This window comes from Yoonia sp. (genome assembly GCF_030731595.1).
Classification (GTDB): domain Bacteria; phylum Pseudomonadota; class Alphaproteobacteria; order Rhodobacterales; family Rhodobacteraceae; genus Yoonia.
The window spans coordinates 14,099-36,440 of sequence record NZ_JANQTS010000103.1 but is presented as its reverse complement, the minus strand read 5'-3'; the positions used below and the strand labels follow the sequence as shown (position 1 = coordinate 36,440).

Here is a 22,342-nt window from a genome sequence, read left to right as displayed (position 1 = left end):
CCCTCCTAAGGGGCAGGTTGCAGGTTCGAATCCTGCCGGGGTCACCAAAAACACCTGAAAAATATGCTCTATTTGCAGGGCCTTGTGCAGAGGCTTGCAGAAAGTCCCGCAAGCTTTCGGGCCGAATTCTGCTGAAACGGCGGAAATCTCACTCAAATTCTTTATCGCACCCGAAGGGCTTTGCGCATTTTAGGACCATCCCATCAGCTGACAATGGGCGAACCGGCCGGCGCAGTTCACCATTCCCATCTGGATGCTCGGCCTTGGCCGAACACTGGACAAGATACTGTCGAGCGCCGGTCTGGATGACCAGATCAAAGGCGCTTGTCGGCGTTGGCAAGCGAATGCACAGCGATATTGCAAGCGCGCCCATTCCGCGCTTGGCGACCGGCGACCCGCTGTGGTCTAAACGGGGCAGTCCGAAGCAACTAAGTTCCATCAGCATTTGCAAAGAGTTACTTAATTTGCGCGGGAACCTGTGCAACACATGGTGAATAGCGCAGGTGGCCTTTGCCAAGAGATGGAAACCCGATGGAAACTGTCGACGTACTGATCCCTTTTTACAACGACAGCGACGGCTTCGCAAAGACGCTTACCTCGATCAAGGCGCAGACCATCCTGCCGCAACTCCGGATCGTCGCTGTCGACGACGGTAGCGCACCGCAACACGCGCATCGGTTGGCCGAATTGCTGGATCAATCTGGTCTGCCCTACAACCTGATTGCCAATAAGGCGAACCGTGGTCGCCCCTACACGCGCAATGTTCTGCTGGATCATATGGATAGTGACTTTGTCGCGTGGCTCGATTCCGGTGACGAATGGTTTGCCGAGAAAACGGAAAGACAACTTGCTGCTTTGAAATCTGCGGGCATTACCAAGGACAGCAACGATTGCTGGGCGACGTGTAGCTATGAATGGCGAGAGGCAGGCGAAGCGCCGAAAGAGATCACCCAGCAAACAGATGGCGATGCCACCAAGGCTTTGCTCTTGGGAAGACATCTGAGGGCCTATCTGTGGACAATTCTTGCACCGGCGCCCGCGATGCGCGTTGTCGGGACTTTCGATGCGGCATTTCCCAGATTGCAGGATTTGGATTTCTTCCTGCGCTTCGTCGCATATGGTGGAAGGTTGATTCAGCCAGACGACACCACCGCGTTATGTGCTTACAATAAAGAACATGCCGGGCGCAGCGCGAGCGAGATTGCGAGATCATATGACGCTCTTTTCGCAAAGCATGACGCGATTTATCGGCGCTATGGACGCAAGTTCCGTATGAAATGCCAGCGTAGGGCCAAAACGAATTGCGCGCGCTTTGCAGAGGCGAATGGCGAGGTCGCGCTCGCGCGTTCACTCCGACAACAGCGTTCCAGCCTAGCCTGGCGCTATTACCTGGGACTGTCGTAAACAGCAGACGCTTTGCGGCAGTGTCACCATGCCAGGCACGCGTTCCAAGATGTCAGGCTTCCACTGCGCCCTTGCTGCAGCCGTCATATTCTGGCGGTGAGTGCTGACCCTAGATCAAATGTCACTTGTCTGCCCGCCGAATTGCACGTCATAGAGCGCCTTGAACTTGCCATTGGCGGCAAGCAATTCACCGATGCTGCCTTGTTCGACAATCTCGCCTGCTTCGAGATAGCAGATTTCGTCGGCGTTCATCACTGTGGACAAGCGATGCGCGATGACGATCGTTGTTACGCCACGTGTGATGTTTTCCAGCGCATCCCGCACCAGAACCTCTGAATGGCTATCAAGCGCGCTGGTCGCTTCGTCCAACAGCAGGATTGGCGCTTGCCGCAGAACCGCGCGCGCGATCGACAAGCGTTGGCGCTGGCCACCAGACAAGAAAGACCCATTTTCGCCAATCGCAGTGTCATAGCCTTCGGGAAGCTTCTCGATGAATTCATGCGCATGAGCGACCTTGGCGGCTGCGATGGCTTCCTCTTCGGTGGCGGTTGTCCGCGCCATCAGCAGGTTGTCCATGACCGTGCCCGCAAACAGGAACGTATCCTGCCCAACAAAAGCAATCTTTTCGCGCAAGGACACAAAAGTCGCATTCCGGATATCCTGCCCGTCGATCATGACAGCGCCTTCGGTCGGATCGTAAAGCCGCAGAATCAGATTGAGCAAGGTTGATTTGCCACCACCGGAAGGGCCAACCAGCGCTGTGGTCTTGCCAGGTTGGAAAGTGACCTGCACCGACTTCAGCACCTCTTCACCATTGCCATAAGCAAAGCTGACCTTGTCCAATGCGACAGCGCCCGGTCCGGACTCCAAAGGCACGGCATCAGGGTTCTCGAGCATGGTTTGGGGTGTGTCGAGAAGTTCATACATCATCCGAACGCCGATCATGCTGCTTTCGATGACAACCCGCATCTTGGACAGGCGGCTTGCAGGCTCGTAGGACATCAGAAAGGCGGTGACAAAAGACATCAATTGCCCTGCGGTGCCCGGCGTCTGGCCGAAAATATCCACCGCGCTTAGAATCACAATGGATGCAATCGCCAGCCCCGCCACTGTATCAAGCAGCGGCATCGTAGCGGATTGCAATTGGATCATGCGATTGTTGCGGTCTTCGACCTGACGGACCGCAGCCTCCATCCGGTTGGCCATACGCGGTTCCAGCCCAAAGGCCTTTACCACCCTTGCACCCATAGAGGTTTCTTGAACGACCTTAATGATCTCGCCAAGACCCGCCATTTCCTGCTTCATCACTTCGCGCACCAGTTTCAGGATGCGCTGGATACCAAGAACGACAATTGGCGCGACAACAAGGCTCACCAATGAAAGTACCGGCTGCTGGTAGAACATGACAAAAAGAAGTCCGACCAGTGTCAACAAATCGCGAATAAAGCCGCTCACGATCGTGTCTATGACGCGGCGGGCAGCTTCGGCACTTTTGGTGACCCGGAGCAGCAGATCAGACGACTGGTTCGTGTTGAAGAACGCCACCCCCTGACCCAACATCCGGTGATAAATCTGCATTTGCTTTTGCGCGACAATCCGATTGCCTGCGCGCGCCATCAATACGGCCTGAATATACATCGCCGTACCACGAAAGGTGAAAACCATCGCGACACCGGCTCCTACCGCCATGACTTGGCCGCGATTTTCAGGAGTAGAAAGCGCATCTACAATCTGGCCCATCATCCATGCAGAGGCCGCAGTTGCCATCGCAACCAACACCATTGCGCCGGAGGCAGCGAGATACTTCCAACGGTGCTCCTGAAAACTTTCGAGCAACAGGCGCGTGAGTAACCGATCTGCCGGTAGACGCGCCAGCCAGCGTTCGTGCCACTTCAATCTATTAGCCATTGATCTTCACTATACTATTCAGCCCTTCCGCCGATACGCATGAGGGCACGCGTAACAGTTTTGAGGGGGAGGGTCCACGCGTATGTCCATCAAAAAATGACACGTCCTACGATCTGGAACGGGTATCTGGTTCAGCTACATCTAACCAATCACCACGTCTGCAAGCGGGAATAACATGGACTGTTGCCCTGAACATCCTTTGTTCTTGGCTTACTGGAAGGCCTGTTTTGGTCTTCTCTTGCGCGATCGGCAGGGCGGAGGTGTCCGCTTTTCAGCTCACCTGTCGCCCTTGGGCCCAGACGGATTGGACCATGACGTCACCGCTTCGCAGACGGAAACGCACCAAATCCGCACGCAAGCCCAGAGCGATGACACCACGATCGTGCAAGCCTACGGCTGCCGCAGGGTTTTTTGTGACCGTCGCCATCGCACGGGGCAAATCGTTCCATTCCCCATGCAACATGATGGCCGCTGAAAGAAGGCCGGAGGGGACGTAATCTGATGACAGGATATCCAACAACCCTGCCCTTGCCAGAGTCATCGCAGAGACATTGCCCGAATGTGATCCCCCGCGCACGATATTGGGTGCGCCCATGATTGTAGCGATCCCGCTTTTGTGGCAGGCCTCTGCGGCTTCGATCGTCGTTGGGAATTCGGCAAGGGTGACCCCATGGGACCGGCTCTTTTCAACCTGTCCGGCTGTTGTATCATCGTGACTGGCCAGCGTCGCACCATAGCGTTTGGCCGCCAGAACGGTCGCATCCTCATGCGCGTTACCCAACTTGCCACGAAGCGTATAGAGAAATGCCACATGCGCATCAAAGGCCCGTTCGTCGAGGCCATGCTTTCCGCAAACATAGGCTTTGTACTTTGAAAGGTCGCTGAACTGCCGCTGGCCGGGTGTGTGATCCATCATCGAGACAATACCGATACGGTCGTCAGGCCCGAATTCGTCCAGTTCTTCCAAAAGCGTTTCTGAACAAATCTCGGACCGCAGGTGCAGGTGATGGCTGATTTTCAGCGCATCACTGCCACGAATGAGCAAGAGTTCATCGGCTAAGGCGCGCGCATAGCGGTTGTCGTGATTACCCTCTTTCGACATGATCGACCCAACGCGGATCGCGTCAAAGACCGTCGTGATGCCGCAACCCGCCAGTTCACGATCATGCGCCAGAATAGCCGCGCGGTGCGGCCAGTTTACCCTTGGACGGGGGGACAAATGGCGTTCGAGGTTGTCTGTATGCAATTCCACCAATCCCGGCGAAAGGTAATCGCCCTCAAGATCAATGGCCCCTTTCGGCACGGCTGTTCCCGGCGCTATATCGGCGATCACGCCATCTTTGATATGCACGGCACCAGCCACGACCTCGTCTTCCAAGATCAATCGTGCGTTTGCGAGTGTCAGGTTCTGTGTCATGCAAGTGTCGCTTTACTCTGGGAAAAGCCGTGAAGCTTTAGGAGATTTCGATGTTTGATCGCTACGCCATATTCTACACGCCTCATGAGGCTGCGTTTGCCGCATTTGGTGCCGCTTGGTTGGGTTGGGACAGCGCCAAAGGTGCGTTGGTCCCCCATCCCGCCGTGGCGGGCGTGGACATGGACTTGCTGACCGCAACCCCCCGCAAGTACGGGTTTCACGCGACTCTGAAAGCACCCTTTCGACTGGCCGATAACTTTACAGAGGCGCAATTGCGCGCTGCGGTCGCTGACTTTGCCGCCAACCATGCGGCCATACCTTTGGGCCCATTCAAACTGGTCACGGATCACGGGTTTCTGGCATTGCGACCGACCGGAGATCAGGCCGTTTTGCAAAATGGTGTGGCCGAGATTGTCACAGGGTTTGATCATTTTCGCGCCCCTTTGACGCAAAGCGATATCGCGCGGCGCCGCCAGGCGGGCCTGACGGCCAGGCAAGATGCGCAAATGCTGGCTTGGGGCTATCCGTTTATCTTTGAAGATTTCCACTTTCACATGACCTTGTCGGGATCTTTGGACCAAGCGACGCTGGATGCCGCAAGACCGCATTTGGCGGCGTTGATCGCGCCGGTTTTGCCAGCCGTGCCCGTCTTGGATGCAATCACCTTGATGGGACAGGATACAGCGGGAAAATTCCACCAGCTTCACCGCGCAGAACTGACCGGTTGAAGCGCGCGGTGGATCTGCGCGACTGTCTGTTGCAGCGGGCCTTCGTTGGAAACTGTGAAACTGGTGATACCTTCGGGAATGGCGCGGTCGGCCTGCGCAAGGCGCTTACCAATCTGTTCCGCAGTTTCACGGCCGCGTCCTGAAAGCCGCTGCGCCAAAACCTCGGCAGAGGCAGTCAGGTTCACAACGCGGCACGTCGGGAACTGTTGCACAGCCTTGTCCAGAACCGACCGCGACAGATTGGCGAGCACATCCCGGCCTGCGTCCAGATCAGCCCGCACTGATGCGGGGATTCCATATGACAGACCATGCGATTCCCAATGCAGCGCAAAGTGTTCTTGTGCCGCCAGTTCTGCAAAAGCCTCTCGGGTTGTTTCGGTGAAATCCTCGCCGCCTGCATCCTGCGGGCGCGTGATCATTCGCCGCGCGAGGACATAGTTTGGATGGGCCGCCACCAATCCGGCCATGACACTGTCTTTTCCCACGCCAGAAGGGCCCACAACTGCGATGAATAGGCCGGTCATGCCGCAGACCTTGGGGCATAAGCGGTCACATCGATCAGGTGATCACAGATCGCCTCGCGCGCCGCCTGATCATGGAAAATACCGATGATGGCCGCACCTCTTGCTTTGGCTTCCTGGATCATCTCAAGCACCGTTGCGCGATTGATCGGGTCAAGGCTTGCCGTGGGTTCATCCAGCAAAAGTGCCGGATAGCTGTGGGCAAATCCGCGTGCGATGTTCACACGTTGCTGCTCTCCACCCGAGAATGTCGTAGGGCTTAACGTCCATAGACGTTCGGGGATGTTCAGACGCGCAAGCAAGGCAGCCGCCTGCGCGATGGCCTCTGCTTTCGCATGACCTGTGGCCAAGAGCGGTTCTGCCACCACGTCCAGCGTTGAAACCCGTGGCACAACGCGCAGGAACTGGCTGACATAGCCCAGCGTTTCCCGCCGCAGCTTGAGGATCTCTCGTGGCTGTGCCTGCACGACATCTGTGTCGCCCACAATAATCTGACCGGATTGCGTGAGGTAGTTGCCATAGATCATCCGCATCAGCGTCGATTTACCTGCGCCTGACGCGCCGACCAGAGCGACACAGCTTCCCGCTGCGACTTGAAAACTGGCCCCCACGACGACGGGGATCTCGACACCGCCCTGATTGTGCAGCGTGAAGGACTTGGTCACATTTCGAACGTTGATCATCGCGTCATACCTGTAGGACAGAGGAAACCAGCAACTGCGTATAGGCATGTTGCGGATCATCAAGAACTTGGTCAGTCAGGCCGGTTTCCACCATATGCCCGTCTTTCATTACCATCAGCCGGTCCGCCAAAAGCCGCACCACTGCAAGGTCGTGGGTGACGATTATGGCGCTCAGGTTCATCTCGCGCACCAAGCCGCGCATCAGGTCCAGCAAGCGGGCCTGCACGCTGACATCAAGGCCACCCGTGGGTTCATCCATGAACACCAGCCGTGGACCAGTCACCAGATTGCGGGCAATCTGCAAACGCTGCTGCATCCCGCCTGAAAAAGCGGTCGGGCGGTCGTCAATCCGGTCGTCGCTGATCTCGACGCGGCCAAGCCAGTCAATGGCCTTATCGCGGATTTCGCCGTAATGGCGCGCGTTCACGGCCATCAGGCGTTCACCGACATTGCCGCCCGCACTGACGTTCATGCGCAAGCCGTCACGGGCATGTTGATGAACAAAGGCCCAATCCGTGCGCCCCAGCATGCGGCGCTCTGGTTCGCTCATCGTCACGGTGTCGCGCAGACCGTCGGCGCGGGTATCAAACCGCACAGCCCCGCTGTCCGGTACAAGATGACCCGCAAGACAGCTAAGCAGGGTGGATTTACCTGACCCGCTTTCGCCCACAATCCCCATGACTTCGCCAGGATAAAGGTCAAAGGACACATCCGCACAGCCGATACGCCGGCCGTAGTATTTCGAGACCTTTTCAACTTGCAAAAGCGGGGTCATACGCTCGCCTCCTCGTAAGGGACACCCTGCGCCCCGATATGGCCAGCCTTGCGACGGGTCAGGCAGTAATCTGTGTCGGAACACATGAACATGCGTCCGCCTGCGTCATCCACGATCAACTCGTCCAGATAACTGTCTTCAGCCCCGCAAAGATCGCAGGCGTGATCGGCTTTCGTCGGCGCAAAAGGATAGTCATCAAAGTCGAGACTGACGACCTGCGTAAAAGGCGGGATCGCATAAATGCGCTGCTCGCGGCCTGCGCCAAACAACTGGATCGCTTCCATTTCAAGCTTGGGATTGTCGAACTTCGGGATCGGTGAAGGGTCCATCACATAGCGCCCCTCGACCTTGACCGGATAGGCGTAAGCCGTAGCAATCGCTCCATGCTGGCTGATGTCCTCGTAAAGCTTCACATGCATCAGGCCGTATTCTTCAAGACTATGCATCTTGCGGGTCTCAACCTCTGAGGGTTCAAGAAACCGCAACGGTTCCGGGATTGGCACCTGATAGACCAGAATTTGCCCTGCTTGCAGCGGCTCTTCGGGGATGCGGTGGCGGGTCTGGATCACGCTCGCCTCCACCGTCGCCTCTGTGACGGCGACGCCCGCCGTCCGTTCAAAAAAGCGCCGGATCGAAACGGCGTTGGTGGTATCGTCCGCACCTTGGTCAATGACCTTGAGCGTATCCTCTGGCATCAGAACCGAGGCTGTCACCTGTACACCACCCGTGCCCCAACCATAGGGCATTGGCATTTCGCGGCTCGCAAAGGGGACCTGATATCCCGGAATGGCAAGCCCCTTGAGGATCGCGCGGCGGATCATGCGCTTTGTCTGCTCGTCCAGATAGGCAAAATTATACGCGCTCATTCGGCAGCCTCCTGCATCTGTGTCGCCTCGCGGCGCAGCTTGCGGATCAATTCAAGCTCGGATTGGAAATCGACGTAATGCGGCAGCTTGATATGTTCGAGAAAACCCGTCGCCTGAATATTGTCGGCGTGATAAAGCACGAATTCTTCGTCCTGTGCCGGCGCGCCCACGTTATCCTCGCCCAACTCTTTCCAGCGCAAGGCGCGGTCCACCAAGGCCATTGAAATTGCTTTGCGTTCCGACATGCCAAAGACAAGACCATAGCCACGCGTAAACTGCGGTGGATTTGTCTTGGAACCTTGGAATTGATTGACGGTCTCGCATTCAGTCAGATTGATCTCTCCGATGTCGATGCTGAAGCCAAGCTCTGGTATTTCCATCTCGACGGGCACGGTCCCGATGCGCAGTTCGGCGACAAAGGCGTGGTTGCGCGCATAGCCACGCTGGGTCGAATAGGCCATGCCAAGGATAAACCCCTCATCGCCGCGCGTCAGGGCTTGCAGCCGAAGCGCACGGTCCGCAGGCAACTCCAGCGGTGTGCGGGTCAAATCCGGCGGGGTGGCCTCACCCGCAGGCTCTGGCTGAATAAGGTCCTCGCGGTCCAGAAATGACATGATATGCGGCGTGGCGGTGTCACGCGCCGGCGCTTGAGGCACTTCACCGATCTCGCCGTCAGCGGCAAGTTTGAAGTCCAGCAGACGGTGCGTATAGTCAAAGGTCGGCCCCAAGACCTGCCCGCCCGGCGCGTCCTTGAACGTCGCCGAGATGCGCCGATCACAGGCCATGTCCTCTGTGTCGACAGGCAGCGATCCACCAAACCGTGGCAGGGTCGTCCGGTAGGCGCGGATCAGAAAGATCGCCTCGATCAGATCACCACGTGATTGCTTGATCGCAAGCGCTGCAAGGTCTGCATCATAAAGCGACCCTTCGGCCATGACCCGATTGACAGCGAGGCTTAACTGTTCGCGAATTTGCGCGACCGACAGATCTGCGACTGCCGTATCACCGCGCCGTTCTTCGGCCAGCCATGCATGTGCGTTATCAATCGCGCGCTCGCCGCCCTTTACTGCAACGTACATCAGGTCACCTTTGTGGTACGTGGCAAACCAGCGATCTGGTTGCCGTGAGTGAAAAAGAAATCGAGGCCCAAAGGAAAGAGCGCTGCATTGCGCTGAAAGGCCTTCAGCTCTGGCAGTGACAAAGCGGCCTTTGCCTTGATCCCCGGCCCGGAAAGCGTCGCACCTTGCGCGACAAGTGCGGGACATTCCACAATCACGGTTGTGGACCGGTCCGGATATTCGGGTGTGCCGATAGGGAACTGGTCCAATGGCAACCCGTTCCAGTCTCCAATGGCAAAAGCTGCCTTTTGCGGCGCCACAATCGAAGCCCCGGTATGAAAGGTGATCCACTGGCGGATATCTGATGTGTCATAGCCATCGCCCAGATAGATCGGGGTCTCGTGATCGCACAAAGTCAGCATCAAAGTGGCAGCTGCGATAGACAAGGGCGCGGGCGGTTCTGCCCCGTCAAGCGCACAAATCGTACCGGGCCGCGCGAGCGCATTCATGATCTGGCGAAAGGCCCTGGAAGATTGGACAGGGCCATCCAAGAACCCGCCTTCGATTGCGACAGTCTGCATCAGTCTTCGCCTCGCACCATTGTAAAGAAATCTACTTTCGTTGCGGCAGCCTTGGCCGCGCGTTTTGCTTTGGTCTCGGCGGCAGCTTTACGCAAAGGCGCAAGGATCACTTGCTCGACATGGGCGGCAGCGGCGGTCTGCATCAGCGCATCGACGAGTGCCGCTTGCGTCGCTTTGCCTTTGTCACGTCCTTGGACATAGGCATGTCCGACCGTACCGTCCTCAAGGACGACGGAACAACGGGTCACTGTCATTTCACCCAGATTGAAGGCCGCGCCGATCGCCCCTGCGCGCCCTCTGACCATGACACCCCCGATCTCTGGCGCGCGGAGCACGCGATGGGTGGGTGATGTACCCAATGCGCCCCAAAGCGCAGACAACTCAGCCGCAGGCGCTTTGGCCAAAAGGCCCATCCACGATTTGCGGGCTGTGATGCGATCTTGATCCAACTTCATCTAGACACCTTCTCGAGTAGTCTATACAACTAGACAAATACTACAGTGAACATCTCTGAACGCCAATCCCCAACCGTGTGAATTTTTCATGACAACGTCAGCACTCTGGGCCGCCATTGCCGATACCTTGCGCAACGAGATTGCCAGCCATCACTATGCGCCCGGCGACAAACTTCCGACCGAGGCAGCGCTCGCAAAGCGCTTTGGTGTCAACAGACACACCGTGAGGCATGGGCTGAAGGCGCTCACCGAGGAAGGGTTGATTATCACGCGCCGCGGCGCCGGTGCCTTTGTGGCGATGACGCCCACGGTCTATCCGATCGGGCGGCGGGTGCGGTTTCATCAAAACCTGACGGCGGCACGACGGATACCAACCAAAAAGGTGCTGTCACTTGAAACACGCGGCGCGGACGAGAAAGAACGCAGCGCCCTGAGACTACCGCCCGACGCGCAGGTGCATGTCTATAGCGGTCTTTCGCTCGCAGACGACCAGCCTATCGCGCTCTTTACGAGTGTTTTTCCTGCCGCCCGTTTTCCCGATCTTCCACGCGACATTGCCGCACTTACATCTGTGACCAAAGCCTTGGCGCGTCATGGTGTAGCCGACTACACACGAGCCGAAACACGGCTGACCGCGAAGTCCGCCACTTTCATCCAAGCTGTGCACTTGCGCATTCAAGAGGGTGCACCAATCTTGCGGACCACCAGCATCAACCACGATCTTGATGGCGCACCAATAGAGTACGGGACCACGTGGTTTGCAGGCGACAGGGTCACGTTGACAGTTGGTGGTGAAGAAGCGTCGTCACGCGATTGATACAATAACACGCTATGGATGCAGGAAAAATTGGTAGAGCACCCATGCAAACAACAATCGAAAGCTTGCGCCTGACCGGCGGTCGCGTCTTGATCGAAGAGCAACTCCAAGAGGGTTCTGTGGGGGTGCGCGAAGGTCTCATCACATTGCAATCGGGCGATCTGAGTACCGCGCTTGACGTCACAGGCTACCTTGTTCTGCCCGGGATCATCGACCTGCATGGTGATGCATTCGAGCGCCACATTGCCCCGCGCCCTTCGGCACCTTTTCCCAGTGCGGTGGGTTTGCGCAGCGTCGATCTGGATGCGGCAAGCAACGGGGTGACCACCGCTTGGATGGCGCAAAGCTGGTCTTGGGAGGGTGGCACCCGCAGCCCGGATTTTACCGAAAACTTCCTTGCCTCCGTCCAGGACTATCGCCCGCAAAGCCTGACTGATCTCCGTGTCCAGATCCGGTGCGAAACCCACATGGTAGACACTTATGACAGGCTGATCGCAGCGATACGCACCTATGGTGTCGACTACGTGATCTTCAACAATCACCTTGATGAAGCGATTGCGATGGCCAAAAACGATTCCAGCCATCTGGCGGGTTGGGCCAGCCGTGCTGGCCGGTCAATCCCGGACCATATGGCGCTGGTCCATGCGGCAGTGGCGCGTCAGTCCGAGGTACCCCGCTTTCTATGCAATCTTGCGACCGCCTTTGACAATCTTGGGGTGCGATATGGCAGCCATGATGACAACGATGCCCGCACCCGCGACTATTATGCGATCATCGGCGCAAAGATATGCGAGTTTCCAACGCGCTATGAACCTGCAGCTCTGGCCAAAGCCTCCGGTGATCCCGTGCTCATGGGTGCGCCCAATGTTGCGCGTGGCGGGTCCCAATCGGGCAATGTCTCGGCCGAAAGCCTGATCCGCGAAGGGCTGTGTCATGCGCTCGTCTCGGATTACCATTATCCGTCACTGGCGATGGCTGCCTACAGGCTGGTAGATCGCGACGTTCTGGATTTCGCAAAGGCTTGGGCGATGATCTCGTCAATGCCGGCCAAGATCATGGGCTTGTCTGACAGAGGACAGATCACCGAGGGCCATCGTGCCGATCTGGTTCTGGTCAATGGCGATACACGCCAGATCGAGGGAACAATTGCAGCGGGCCGCTGGTCACATCTGTCAGGCGCACTGGCAACGCGCCTGAGCAGCAAACGCGCATCAGTTGCGATGGCCGCGGAATAGCTACTCGTATTTTTCCAGAAAAGCCTCTGCCTTCAGTATCCTGAAGTCCTCTAGCGCATCGCGCAAGCGCTCATGCGGCCAGTCCCACCACGCCAGCGCCATCATCCGGTCTGCAATGCCGGGCACATAGCGCGCCCGCAATGGCGCGGCAGGGATGCCCGCAACGATCATATACGGCGGTACGTCTTTGGTAACGATGGCCCCACCCGCGACAACGGCACCATGGCCAATCGTCACCTCGGGCCGCACCTGCGCGCCGTGTCCCAGCCATGTGTCGTGGCCAATGGTCGTGCGCCGCCCGCGCCTGTGGGCGAACCAAGCCTCATCGTGATCCGCATCGTCAAAGTAGTCGGCAGAGCGATAGTGAAAGTGATGCAGGCTGGCTTTGTCCATCGGGTGGTCGGTGGCTCCGATCCGGACGAAGGCCGCAATGTTGGAAAACTTGCCCACGGTGGTATTGGCAATGTCGGCATAGCGGTCGCAATAGGCATAGTCGTCAAAGTGGCAGTGGGCCAAGCGGCTGCCGCGCCCGATCTCGACGTAGCGTCCGAATGTGGCATCTGTCACCTCGCAATCAGGATGCAGAAAGGGTGTGTCTTGCTTCAGCCGTGTCATCAATGCCCGCTCGCGTCGCCTTGGATCAACTTGCGCCGCAGCATGCCCGAAAACCAATCCATCAAAATCACCATGATCACGATCAGCACGATGTAATAGCTGACCTCTTCCCAATCCTTCTGCGTGATGATCGCTTGCGTCAAGAGCAGGCCAATGCCGCCGCCCGTGATCGCACCGATGATCGTGGCCGAGCGGGTAGAGCTTTCGAAGGAATAGAGAATCTGGCTCAGAAATACAGGCGACACCTGCGGTATCACGCCGAACCGGTAGCGTTGCATCGGCTTGGCCCCAGTGCTTGCGACGCCTTCGATCTGCTTGGAATCGACGTTCTCAAGCGTCTCCGAGAAGAGCTTGCCAAAGCTGCCCGCGTCCGTCAGCAGGATCGCCAGCGCGCCCGTCATCGGACCTGGCCCAAAGGCACGCGACAGGATAATGGTCCAGATCAATCCATCCACCCCGCGCACAAAATCAAAGAGACGACGCACGGCAAAGCGCAACGGGCCAAAGGGCGTAAAATTCCGCGCGGCCATAAATGCAAGCGGCAAGGCGATGATCGCGGCCCCAAAGGTGCCTAGAAAGGCCATCAGGATTGTTTCGAAGATGGCCCAGGCTACATCGGCATGCCGCCACATATCGTTGTGCCAGAAATCCTGCCAGATCGCACCCGCCTCTCCGCTGAGGGCGGCAGAGGCCAAGGCGATGGGCCCCAGCCCGTGATAGGGGCTGTCAAGCGTGAACCAGAACAGCTCCCACCCGCCAAAGTAACGGAATACTTCGGTACGGTTGCGGGTGATCGTCAGGCGACCCGCCTCGGTGGTTATCGCCAGACGGTTCTTTGAGGCGTTGATCCATTCAGGCACATCGCCCGACGGCAGGGTGGCGTTCACGCCATCCGCCCCCGGCCGCGCTGTGACAAGGCCATACCCAGGAATGTCATAGCGAATTTCTTCAGGCCCGAAACTGACCACATGGCCATCCTCAAGATCGATGATCGTCGTCTGGCCCAGCGTCACCCACTCAGGTGCTTCGCCTGTAGGATAGCGCCCTTTGCGTTCGCCCTCGATCGAAACCTCAACCGAAGCATCGCGGTTGTCGCGTGTCACATGCACCTTATGGCTATAGCTGTCCGCCACAAGGATGCGGGCATTGTCCGCATCCACGTTGCGCAGCAGCTGCGGAATCTGGAACGCAAAGAAGATGTAGACCAGATAGGCCACAATCGCGGCCATGATGCCGTAAGCGGTCAGGCTTTTGCGGCGCAGGCCCGCGCGCGCGGCCTCGACATAAACATCGGTGGTCATAGCGCTCTCCCGTGGGTCAGCCGGTTGCGGACAACGGATGACAGCTGATCAAAGGTCACAATTGTTGCAAACAGCAGAATGAAAATGGCTGCGGCCTCGTCAAACTTGCCGGTACCGAAGGTGATCGTATTGCGCAGGTCATAGCCAATCCCGCCCGCGCCCACGAAACCCAAGATCGCACTGGCGCGGATATTTACCTCAAAACGCAGCAAAGCGTAGCTGAGGTAATTTGGGGCCACCTGAGGCACGACCCCCAAGAGCATCCGCTGGGTCCAGTTGGCACCGACCGAGGCAAGCCCCTCGACCGGACCAAGAGCTGCGTTCTCGTTAATCTCGGAAAAGAGTTTGCCCAAGGCGCCCGCAGTATGCAGCGCGATGGCGATCATGGCAGGCACAGGTCCGCCACCCAAAAGAAAGATCAGCACCAGCGCGATCACGATTTCGGGGATGGCGCGCAAAACATCCATAAAACGGCGCACAACCGGGATCATGCGGGGAAACAACGCCAAACCACGGGTGGAAAACAGTGACAGGATAATCGCCGCCAAGCCGCCAATCAGGGTTGAAACCGCAGCGATATTGATCGTCTCGATCAGCGAGGGAAAGAACTGCACGATAAAGCCAGGCAGTTGTGCGCGGTTTTCCCAAGCTTCGGCCACCACAGCCGCCGGAAAATCAAGGACCTGCGGCAGTCCGGGAATGAAATCACCGGCGTTGCGCTCTTGGGCCACAAGGAAGCCACCCACCATCAGCGCCACGAAGATGGCCAGCAATATCCCGCCAAAGATCCGTTTCTGCCGGACCATCGCCAGATAGGCTTCTGACACGGTCGGGTTTGATTGCGAGGCTGTATCTGCGAGGGCCATGTTTACTCCGGTGACGCATTGAAAGACGCCGGCCCTCCAAAACAGAGGACCGACGCTCGGTTACTCAAATCGGATTGTCTTAGTTCCCGATCACAGCGAGACGGGCTGCAATGATCGATTCATAGACATCGTGGGTCACAGGCTGGAAGCCCAGGCTTTCGCCGGCGGACACACCGTATGCACAGTCCTGATCGCGCTCGAGCAGACCATCGACCAGCTCTGTCATTGTTGCCTTCACATCAGCGGGCAGCGCAGTACGCAACACAACCGGACCTTCCGGGATCACGTTCGAGCGCCAGATTTCAACCAGATCGTTCATGTCGACAAGACCCGCATCGACGGCACGGCGTAGCGCGCCAGAGTTGAAACCGTCTTCCCAGTTGCCCTGACCGTCAGCCCAGGTCACGCCACCGTCGACGTCTCCCGCATTCACGGCAACGATCGTCTGCTCGTGACCGCCGGTAAATTTGACCTCGCCGAAGTAGTCACCAGACTCCATGCTGGCACCGGTTGCGGCAGGGATTTCGATCGAAGGGATCAGATAGCCGGAAGTCGAGTTCGGGTCACCGAAACCAAAGACTTTCCCCTTCATGTCCTCAAGCGAGGTGATGCCGCTGTCGACACGGGCAAACCCGATGGAGTGATAACCGATAGAGCCGTCCAAGTTGGTCTTGACCAGCACAGGCTCGACAGCGTCTGGATCGTCCACATAGATCGCGGCATAAGCAGATGCACCCAACCAAGCCATGTCGATTGTGCCGCCCAGAAGGCCCTGGATCACACCATTATAGTCGGCGGGGGTGAAGATGTTGACAGGCACGCCAAGGGCTTCAGCAGCATAGTCTGCCAAACACTGGTTTGCAGTCATACGGTCTTGGGCGTTTTCACCACCAAGTACACCAATATTGAACTCTGTGATCGCGTCTTGCGCAAATGCCGCACTTGTCAGTGCAGTCGTCATGAGTACAGCAGCAATGAGTTTCTTCATTTTCGATAGTCTCTCTTGTTGAACAGCCCACAGCGGGCAAGGGAAAATCAGACAGCCGCGACAGGAATGCGCGCCGGCTGGTTGAGGGTTTCGATTTCTGTTGATGTCGCAGCTTCAGAAAAGTTTTCGTCAGCGCCGTAAATGTCTCGCGCCACACCTGTGGTCAGCTGCTCTGGCGTGCCGTCAAAAACGATCCGCCCCGCGCGCATGCCAATGACGCGGTCGCAATAGCGGCGGGCGGTATCAAGAGTATGCAGGTTCGCAATGACCATGCGCCCGTCTTCTTCATGGATGCGGCGCAAGGACTGCATCACGACCTGCGCATTCATCGGGTCAAGCGAGGCGATCGGCTCGTCTGCCAGAATGATCCGCGGGTCCTGCATGAGTGCACGTGCAATCGCCACCCGCTGTTGCTGGCCACCTGACAGGGCCTCGGCCCGTTTCGGAGCATGTTCTGCGATGCCAAGGCGGTCGAGGATGTCGATGGCCTGTTCGATGTCAGACTGGGGGTAGAGGTTGAACATCGTCGACAGTGTCGAGCGGCGGTTCAACGTGCCATGCAATACGTTCGAGACAACATCCATGCGCGGAACCAGATTGAACTGCTGGAAAATCATCGCGCATTGCGATTGCCAGTTCCGCCGTGCCGCACCGCGCAACTGCGTGACTGTCAAATCGTCAAAGACAATCTCGCCAGATGTGGCTTCGGTCAGACAGTTCAACATGCGCAGCAATGTTGATTTTCCTGCGCCAGAACGACCGATAATCCCGATCATGGCAGGCTGTTTGACAGTAATGTTTGTGCGATCCACAGCAATGTTCGCACCAAACTTCTTGGTCAGTTCCGTGATCTTGAGCATGCAGCACCCCTTGTTTGGGGCATCTGACCAATGATCGGCGTCAGTTTCTTATCAGTTTTGCGAAACTTTCATGACAGCCAAGCTCCAAAGAAACGTTGGGTCACACCGCACAACCAACCACTTCACAAAATCCGAAGACAGGCTAATCTGGCTTGAACGCTTTTGGGAGGAAGCCTGTGCTAGATCAAGAACGGCCTTGGACGGCCTTTTATGGCCCGTCTGTGCGCAAGAGTATCGAAGCCCCGCAATACCGGACAATCGGTGATTTTGTCAGCGCGACAGCAGCTGCCTTTGGCGATCTGCCAGCATTCACGACCTGCCTGCCCAATGGCATGAACGGCACGCTTAGTTTCAAGCAAGCCGATGAAATGTCAGATGCGCTTGCCGTGTATTTGCGTGAAATTGCTGGGCTGAAAGCGGGTGACCGCGTTGCCATTCAGGTGCCAAACTGCCTTGGCTATCCGATCGCGGCAATGGCCGTTTTCAAAGCGGGCTGCGTGTTGGTCAACATCAATCCGCTTTACACACCGGAAGAAATGGCCAAGCAATTTGCAGATTCAGAGCCCTCTGCCATCGTGATCGTGGACATGTTTGCCGACAAGCTGGTCGAGGCCATGCAGGGGCATCCGATCCCGAATGTCATTGTCACACGGGTCGCCGAATTCTTGCCCGCGATGCCAAGAATGATCGTTGGTGCAGTACAGAAGTATTGGGACAAGACGATCACACCGATCACCATGCCGCATATCCGACTGCCTGACGCGATCAAGGCAGGAAGGGCCAAGCACGAAAGCCTGCATAACGCGCTTGTAGAGTACCGTAGTTCGATTGGCCCTGATGATGTGGCCTGCCTGCAATACACCGGCGGGACGACCGGTGTGTCCAAAGGGGCGATGCTGACGCACGCAAACATCCTGATGAATATGGAACAGACGATGGAGTTGATCCAGAATCTGGAAAAAGGCAAAGAGGTCGCCCTGACAGCCTTGCCGCTTTATCACATCTTTGCCTTTACCGTGAACTTCCTCGGGTTCTATTCAATCGGCGCGCGCAACATTCTGATCCCGAACCCGCGCCCTCTGAGCAATCTCAAGCGGGCGTTCGAAAACTACAAGATTACGTGGATGAGTGGCGTGAACACGCTGTTCAATGGTTTGAATGGAGAAGTCTGGTTTCAGGATACGCCGCCCAAGTATCTTAAATTCGCCTCTGCCGGGGGAATGGCCCTGCAAGGCGTTGTGGCCGAGCGGTGGGAGAAAGTGACGGGAAAGCCTGTGCTGGAAGGCTATGGTTTGACAGAATCCTCGCCCGTGCTGACCTTCAATCCTTTTGGCAAGACGCGCCTGAATTCCATCGGCGTCCCTGTCCCTTCGACCGAACTGCGCTGCGTTGATGATGATGGCGCCGATGTCGCGCTGGGTGAAGCGGGCGAGCTGATCGCGCGTGGCCCGCAGATCATGAAGGGCTACTGGAACAAGCCTGAAGAGACCGCAAAGACAATCCAGAACGGGTGGCTTTTGACGGGCGATATCGGTGTGATGGACGCAGACGGCTATTTCCGCATTGTGGATCGCAAGAAGGACATGATCCTTGTGTCGGGCTTCAACGTCTACCCCAACGAAATCGAGGATATCATCGCAGCCCATCCCGGTGTTGAAGAGGTGGCGGTGATCGGTGTCCCCGATGGTGCCTCTGGTGAGGCGGTCAAGGCGTTTGTCGTCAAGCGCGACGCGACGCTGAGCAAAGATGCGATCCGTGCTTACTGCAAAGAGCATCTGACAGCCTATAAGGTCCCCAAATCGGTCGAATTCCGCGACGAACTGCCAAAGTCGAACGTGGGAAAGATCCTGCGCAAAGACCTGCGAGCAGAGCAGACAGAGATGAAAGCGGGAGCCTGATATGGTCGGACCACTCGAACAGGCCATTCTGGCCCTGATGATTTTCGTGATCATGCTGGGCATGGGCGCATCACTGACCCCGCGTGATTTTATCCTCGCACTCAAACGGCCCTACGGGCTGATGATCGGCGTGATCTCCCAATATGGGTTTATGCCGCTGATCGGATTCATTCTGGCGACAACCTTGCCCGTTTCGGACCCGATCAAGATCGGCATTCTGATCATGGCCTGTATGCCGGGGGGGACGACCTCGAACATCTTTGCTTACTTTTCCAAGGGCAATCTGGCGCTTTCGGTGCTTATGACAGTGACATCGACGGTATTTGGTGTGGTACTGATCCCGATTGTCTTGGTGCTCTACGCTGGTGCGCTTGATCTGGATATCCCGCGCGAGAATATCATCGCGACCCTTGTTTTGCTGCTGGTTCCCGTGGCCATCGGTATGGTGCTGCGCAAGTTCAACGCGAACGTGGGTGCGGTGACGGAGTTCATGGGTTCCATGCTTGCGATCTTCTTCATCCTCTTCCTGATCGTCTCTTGGATACCACGCAATTGGGAATTCCTGCTGACAACGACATGGGCCACCTACTTTGGGTCTATCGTGCTGGGTCTTTTCGGTTTCGCGCTGGGCTACGGGTTCTCAACACTGTTGCGGCTGCACCCGCGCAACGCACGCACCATCGCGCTTGAGACCGGTATCCAGAATGGACCATTGGCGATTGCGATCATTGCTTTCACATTCAGCGGGCTCGAGGCGCAGGCGGTCATGGCCGTCCCGGTTCTTTATTCCCTGTTCATCGTGATCACGTCGACCATGCTGACGCTTTGGTTCCGGCGGATCAACACGGCGAATGAGCAACCCTTGCCCAACGGTTTGCTCTAAGGTCATTGACCCTGCGGGTGCGTTCCATGAAAACAGGGCGCAACCCGCAATCAAGGGAACGTCAATGCGCACAGTGCTTATCACCGGAACGGCAGGGTTCATCGGGTTTCATCTCGCGCAACTGATGCTGGATGAGGGGTTTCGCGTCGTAGGGTATGACGCGATGACAGACTACTATGATGTGCAACTCAAGCGGCGGCGGCACCAGCAGCTGCTGCAGAACCGGCATTTCAGTTGTACCGAAGGCTATCTGGAAGACTACGACACACTCGCCCGGGTGTGCGATGATGCAAAGCCTGACGTGATCGTGCATCTCGCGGGGCAGGCCGGAGTGCGATATTCGCTGGAAAATCCGCGGTCCTACATGGAATCGAACGTGATGGGGACGTTCAATGTCCTTGAATGTGCCCGCATCCATGCTGTCGCGCATCTACTGATGGCTTCCACTTCCTCGGTCTATGGGGCGAATACGGACATGCCGTTTCAAGAGGTCCATCGCACCGATACGCCTCTGACACTTTATGCCGCCACAAAGCGTGCAAACGAACATATGGGCCACAGCTATGCGCATCTGTGGAAGATCCCGATCACCATGTTCCGGTTCTTCACCGTTTACGGCCCTTGGGGGCGGCCTGACCTTGCCTTGTTCAAGTTCGTCAAGGCTGGCCTGAACGGAGATAGCATTGACGTCTACAACAACGGGCAGATGGCGCGGGACTTTACCTATGTGGCCGATCTGGTGCGTGGCATCAGGCTCTTGGTGGATGTGCCGCCACAAGAACCTGCATCACCCGATGACATTGCCGCAGGCGATAGCCTGAGCCCTGTGGCACCGTTTCGTGTGGTTAACATCGGCAATGGCACCAAAGTGCCGCTGATGGATTTCATCAAGGCGATTGAGGACGCATTGGGGATACCTTTGAAAAAGAACTTCATGGCGATGCAAAAAGGCGACGTCCACGAGACTTGGGCAGATAACGGCTTGCTGACACAGCTAACCGGCTATACCCCGCAAACCGATGTCGCCGAAGGGATCCGCCAGTTTGTAGCGTGGTATAGGGAATACTACGATAAATAGCATCTCATCGAAAGACGAACCCTGTTTGACCGGGTCCCGGGTAGGCCACGCAAGAAGAAAGAGAACACGATGAAAATTGCAATGATCGGGACCGGCTATGTAGGTCTGGTATCGGGTGTGTGTTTTTCCGACTTCGGGCACGAAGTGGTCTGCGTCGACAAGAACCTCGACAAGCTGGCCCTGTTGCGCGATGGCAAAACGCCGATCTTTGAACCCGGTCTTGATCGCCTGATGGCGCGTAACACGGCAGCAGGGCGGCTTTCGTTTACCGATGACCTGAAAACAGCAACGGAAGGCGCAGATGCTGTCTTTATCGCTGTGGGCACACCCAGCAGGCGCGGTGATGGCCATGCTGACCTCAGCTTTGTCTTTGGCGCCGTACAAGAGGTTGCTGCCGCGCTCAGCAAACCCGCCGTGATTGTCATCAAATCCACCGTACCCGTCGGGACCAACCAGAAGGTTGCCGATCTGCTGAAAGAGGCGCGCCCCGATCTTGTCTGTGATGTGGTGTCGAACCCCGAATTCCTGCGCGAAGGGGCGGCAATCGACGATTTCATGCATCCTGATCGGGTGGTGATCGGTGTGCAGTCAAAGCGCGGTGAGGACGTGATGCAAGAGGTCTATCGCCCCCTTTCCTTGCGCGATTATCCGGTGCTGACCACTGATCTCGAAACAGCCGAAATGATCAAATACGCCGCCAATGCGTTCCTGGCCACCAAGGTGACCTTTATCAACGAAATCGCCATGCTGTGCGAACGAACCGGCGCGGACGTCAAGGATGTGGCGATCGGCATGGGTTTCGACAGCCGGATCGGGCCAAAGTTCCTGCAGGCGGGGCCCGGTTATGGCGGGTCGTGTTTTCCGAAAGACACCAAGGCTCTGGCGCGGATCGGCCAAGACTATGCGCGCCCCCTGCAGATCGTTGAAACCGTCATCAAAGTGAACGAAGAAGTCAAACGCCTCATGATCGACAAGATCGTCGATCTTTGCGATGAAAACTTGCGGGGCAAAACGATTGCCGTGCTTGGGCTGACATTCAAGCCCGATACCGATGACATGCGCGATGCGCCTGCCCTAACCGTCGTACCTGCTTTGGTCGGACTTGGTGCCAATGTCAGGGTCGTTGACCCCCAAGCATTCCGCGAAGGCGAAGCGCTCTTGCCCAACGTGAACTGGTTTGATGAGCCCTATGCTGCTGTCGCGGGCGCGCACGCAGTTGTGCTGCTGACCGAATGGAACGAATTCCGCGCGCTGGATCTGCGTGAGATGGCAGGACGTATGGCATCTCCTCGCATGGCAGACCTGCGCAATATGTACTCTTGCGACTATGCGCTCGAGGCCGGGTTTGAAGCCTACACAGGAATGGGCCGCAAATCGGCATTTCCCATTCAAAGTTAGGACTTGC

22 protein-coding genes are annotated in these 22,342 nt (G+C 57.1%); 8 read left to right on the top strand and 14 right to left on the bottom strand.

Going from position 1 to position 22,342, the window contains the following annotated elements; translation table 11 throughout:
* The first annotated feature begins 531 nt into the window (after window positions 1-531).
* The gene (locus NWQ23_RS12590; RefSeq protein WP_306166720.1) at window positions 532-1,404 is read left to right on the top strand and encodes a glycosyltransferase family 2 protein; all 873 of its coding nucleotides are present in this window, start codon (window positions 532-534) and stop codon (window positions 1,402-1,404) included.
* 114 nt (window positions 1,405-1,518) lie between these two features.
* Here NWQ23_RS12590 and NWQ23_RS12585 read toward each other — a convergent pair whose 3' ends face one another.
* Window positions 1,519-3,312, bottom strand: coding sequence for an ABC transporter ATP-binding protein (locus NWQ23_RS12585; protein WP_306166719.1), 1,794 nt, complete (start codon window positions 3,310-3,312; stop codon window positions 1,519-1,521).
* A gap of 271 nt (window positions 3,313-3,583) precedes the next feature.
* Window positions 3,584-4,729 carry an alpha-D-ribose 1-methylphosphonate 5-triphosphate diphosphatase gene (locus tag NWQ23_RS12580; protein ID WP_306166718.1) on the bottom strand — a complete coding sequence of 382 codons (1,146 nt, stop codon included), beginning with the start codon at window positions 4,727-4,729 and terminating at the stop codon, window positions 3,584-3,586.
* Between the two features lie 50 nt (window positions 4,730-4,779).
* Here NWQ23_RS12580 and NWQ23_RS12575 point away from each other — a divergent pair, with 50 nt between their 5' ends.
* Entirely contained in the window at window positions 4,780-5,457 is a 678-nt protein-coding gene (locus NWQ23_RS12575; RefSeq protein WP_306166716.1) for a DUF1045 domain-containing protein, read from the top strand.
* Here NWQ23_RS12575 and phnN read toward each other — a convergent pair.
* The 7 genes from phnN to phnG are packed head-to-tail and all read right to left on the bottom strand — an operon-like array spanning window position 5,433 to window position 10,396.
* Entirely contained in the window at window positions 5,433-5,981 is a 549-nt protein-coding gene (phnN, locus tag NWQ23_RS12570) for a phosphonate metabolism protein/1,5-bisphosphokinase (PRPP-forming) PhnN (RefSeq protein WP_306166715.1), read from the bottom strand. The genes NWQ23_RS12575 and phnN overlap by 25 nt on opposite strands.
* Entirely contained in the window at window positions 5,978-6,661 is a 684-nt protein-coding gene (gene phnL, locus NWQ23_RS12565) for a phosphonate C-P lyase system protein PhnL (protein ID WP_306166714.1), read from the bottom strand. The genes phnN and phnL overlap by 4 nt, the downstream gene beginning before the upstream one ends.
* Before the next feature lie 4 nt (window positions 6,662-6,665).
* Entirely contained in the window at window positions 6,666-7,436 is a 771-nt protein-coding gene (gene phnK, locus NWQ23_RS12560) for a phosphonate C-P lyase system protein PhnK (RefSeq protein WP_306166713.1), read from the bottom strand.
* Window positions 7,433-8,302: an alpha-D-ribose 1-methylphosphonate 5-phosphate C-P-lyase PhnJ gene (locus tag NWQ23_RS12555; RefSeq protein WP_306166712.1), complete on the bottom strand. Its 870-nt coding sequence runs from the start codon at window positions 8,300-8,302 to the stop codon at window positions 7,433-7,435. The genes phnK and NWQ23_RS12555 overlap by 4 nt, the downstream gene beginning before the upstream one ends.
* On the bottom strand, window positions 8,299-9,381 hold the full coding sequence (locus tag NWQ23_RS12550) for a carbon-phosphorus lyase complex subunit PhnI (protein WP_306166711.1): 1,083 nt from the start codon (window positions 9,379-9,381) through the stop codon (window positions 8,299-8,301). The genes NWQ23_RS12555 and NWQ23_RS12550 overlap by 4 nt, the downstream gene beginning before the upstream one ends.
* Window positions 9,381-9,941: a phosphonate C-P lyase system protein PhnH gene (gene phnH / locus NWQ23_RS12545; RefSeq protein ID WP_306166710.1), complete on the bottom strand. Its 561-nt coding sequence runs from the start codon at window positions 9,939-9,941 to the stop codon at window positions 9,381-9,383. Before phnH ends, NWQ23_RS12550 begins: the two co-directional genes overlap by 1 nt.
* The gene (gene phnG, locus NWQ23_RS12540; RefSeq protein WP_306166709.1) at window positions 9,941-10,396 is read right to left on the bottom strand and encodes a phosphonate C-P lyase system protein PhnG; all 456 of its coding nucleotides are present in this window, start codon (window positions 10,394-10,396) and stop codon (window positions 9,941-9,943) included. The genes phnH and phnG overlap by 1 nt, the downstream gene beginning before the upstream one ends.
* An 88-nt stretch (window positions 10,397-10,484) precedes the next feature.
* Here phnG and phnF point away from each other — a divergent pair, with 88 nt between their 5' ends.
* A complete protein-coding gene (gene phnF / locus NWQ23_RS12535) occupies window positions 10,485-11,213 on the top strand; it encodes a phosphonate metabolism transcriptional regulator PhnF (protein WP_306166708.1) in 729 nt (242 codons plus the stop codon).
* Window positions 11,214-11,257: 44 nt separating this feature from the next.
* The gene (locus NWQ23_RS12530; protein ID WP_306166707.1) at window positions 11,258-12,448 is read left to right on the top strand and encodes an alpha-D-ribose 1-methylphosphonate 5-triphosphate diphosphatase; all 1,191 of its coding nucleotides are present in this window, start codon (window positions 11,258-11,260) and stop codon (window positions 12,446-12,448) included.
* On the opposite strand, the gene NWQ23_RS12525 is transcribed toward NWQ23_RS12530, so the two are convergent.
* From NWQ23_RS12525 to phnC, 5 genes are all read right to left on the bottom strand, one after another.
* Entirely contained in the window at window positions 12,449-13,063 is a 615-nt protein-coding gene (locus NWQ23_RS12525; protein WP_306166706.1) for a chloramphenicol acetyltransferase, read from the bottom strand.
* Entirely contained in the window at window positions 13,063-14,364 is a 1,302-nt protein-coding gene (gene phnE / locus NWQ23_RS12520; protein ID WP_306166705.1) for a phosphonate ABC transporter, permease protein PhnE, read from the bottom strand. Before phnE (NWQ23_RS12520) ends, NWQ23_RS12525 begins: the two co-directional genes overlap by 1 nt.
* The gene (gene phnE / locus NWQ23_RS12515; protein ID WP_306166704.1) at window positions 14,361-15,230 is read right to left on the bottom strand and encodes a phosphonate ABC transporter, permease protein PhnE; all 870 of its coding nucleotides are present in this window, start codon (window positions 15,228-15,230) and stop codon (window positions 14,361-14,363) included. Before phnE (NWQ23_RS12515) ends, phnE (NWQ23_RS12520) begins: the two co-directional genes overlap by 4 nt.
* Before the next feature lie 79 nt (window positions 15,231-15,309).
* Window positions 15,310-16,218 (bottom strand): phosphonate ABC transporter substrate-binding protein, encoded by a 909-nt coding sequence (gene phnD, locus NWQ23_RS12510; protein ID WP_306166703.1) that lies wholly within the window; start codon window positions 16,216-16,218, stop codon window positions 15,310-15,312.
* A gap of 47 nt (window positions 16,219-16,265) precedes the next feature.
* A complete protein-coding gene (gene phnC / locus NWQ23_RS12505; protein WP_306166702.1) occupies window positions 16,266-17,078 on the bottom strand; it encodes a phosphonate ABC transporter ATP-binding protein in 813 nt (270 codons plus the stop codon).
* A 176-nt stretch (window positions 17,079-17,254) separates the two neighbouring features.
* On the opposite strand from phnC, the gene NWQ23_RS12500 reads away from it, so the two are divergent.
* From NWQ23_RS12500 to NWQ23_RS12485, 4 genes are all read left to right on the top strand, one after another.
* On the top strand, window positions 17,255-18,976 hold the full coding sequence (locus NWQ23_RS12500) for an AMP-binding protein (protein WP_306166701.1): 1,722 nt from the start codon (window positions 17,255-17,257) through the stop codon (window positions 18,974-18,976).
* Between the two features lies 1 nt (window position 18,977).
* On the top strand, window positions 18,978-19,859 hold the full coding sequence (locus tag NWQ23_RS12495; RefSeq protein ID WP_306166700.1) for a bile acid:sodium symporter family protein: 882 nt from the start codon (window positions 18,978-18,980) through the stop codon (window positions 19,857-19,859).
* A gap of 64 nt (window positions 19,860-19,923) precedes the next feature.
* On the top strand, window positions 19,924-20,937 hold the full coding sequence (locus NWQ23_RS12490) for an NAD-dependent epimerase/dehydratase family protein (RefSeq protein WP_306166699.1): 1,014 nt from the start codon (window positions 19,924-19,926) through the stop codon (window positions 20,935-20,937).
* 69 nt (window positions 20,938-21,006) lie between these two features.
* The gene (locus tag NWQ23_RS12485; RefSeq protein WP_306166698.1) at window positions 21,007-22,335 is read left to right on the top strand and encodes a UDP-glucose/GDP-mannose dehydrogenase family protein; all 1,329 of its coding nucleotides are present in this window, start codon (window positions 21,007-21,009) and stop codon (window positions 22,333-22,335) included.
* Window positions 22,336-22,342 lie beyond the last annotated feature (7 nt).

Coding starts and splice junctions, on each gene's coding strand:
- phnF (WP_306166708.1), top strand. CDS start 10,485: ATGACAACGTCAGCACTCTGGGCCGCCATTGCCGATACCTTGCGCAAC.
- phnC (WP_306166702.1), bottom strand. CDS start 17,078: ATGCTCAAGATCACGGAACTGACCAAGAAGTTTGGTGCGAACATTGCT.
- NWQ23_RS12575 (WP_306166716.1), top strand. CDS start 4,780: ATGTTTGATCGCTACGCCATATTCTACACGCCTCATGAGGCTGCGTTT.
- NWQ23_RS12580 (WP_306166718.1), bottom strand. CDS start 4,729: ATGACACAGAACCTGACACTCGCAAACGCACGATTGATCTTGGAAGAC.
- phnH (WP_306166710.1), bottom strand. CDS start 9,941: ATGCAGACTGTCGCAATCGAAGGCGGGTTCTTGGATGGCCCTGTCCAA.
- NWQ23_RS12495 (WP_306166700.1), top strand. CDS start 18,978: ATGGTCGGACCACTCGAACAGGCCATTCTGGCCCTGATGATTTTCGTG.
- phnE (WP_306166704.1), bottom strand. CDS start 15,230: ATGGCCCTCGCAGATACAGCCTCGCAATCAAACCCGACCGTGTCAGAA.
- NWQ23_RS12550 (WP_306166711.1), bottom strand. CDS start 9,381: ATGTACGTTGCAGTAAAGGGCGGCGAGCGCGCGATTGATAACGCACAT.
- phnK (WP_306166713.1), bottom strand. CDS start 7,436: ATGACCCCGCTTTTGCAAGTTGAAAAGGTCTCGAAATACTACGGCCGG.
- phnG (WP_306166709.1), bottom strand. CDS start 10,396: ATGAAGTTGGATCAAGATCGCATCACAGCCCGCAAATCGTGGATGGGC.
- phnD (WP_306166703.1), bottom strand. CDS start 16,218: ATGAAGAAACTCATTGCTGCTGTACTCATGACGACTGCACTGACAAGT.
- NWQ23_RS12585 (WP_306166719.1), bottom strand. CDS start 3,312: ATGGCTAATAGATTGAAGTGGCACGAACGCTGGCTGGCGCGTCTACCG.
- NWQ23_RS12555 (WP_306166712.1), bottom strand. CDS start 8,302: ATGAGCGCGTATAATTTTGCCTATCTGGACGAGCAGACAAAGCGCATG.
- NWQ23_RS12490 (WP_306166699.1), top strand. CDS start 19,924: ATGCGCACAGTGCTTATCACCGGAACGGCAGGGTTCATCGGGTTTCAT.
- phnL (WP_306166714.1), bottom strand. CDS start 6,661: ATGATCAACGTTCGAAATGTGACCAAGTCCTTCACGCTGCACAATCAG.
- NWQ23_RS12530 (WP_306166707.1), top strand. CDS start 11,258: ATGCAAACAACAATCGAAAGCTTGCGCCTGACCGGCGGTCGCGTCTTG.
- phnN (WP_306166715.1), bottom strand. CDS start 5,981: ATGACCGGCCTATTCATCGCAGTTGTGGGCCCTTCTGGCGTGGGAAAA.
- phnE (WP_306166705.1), bottom strand. CDS start 14,364: ATGACCACCGATGTTTATGTCGAGGCCGCGCGCGCGGGCCTGCGCCGC.
- NWQ23_RS12485 (WP_306166698.1), top strand. CDS start 21,007: ATGAAAATTGCAATGATCGGGACCGGCTATGTAGGTCTGGTATCGGGT.
- NWQ23_RS12525 (WP_306166706.1), bottom strand. CDS start 13,063: ATGACACGGCTGAAGCAAGACACACCCTTTCTGCATCCTGATTGCGAG.
- NWQ23_RS12590 (WP_306166720.1), top strand. CDS start 532: ATGGAAACTGTCGACGTACTGATCCCTTTTTACAACGACAGCGACGGC.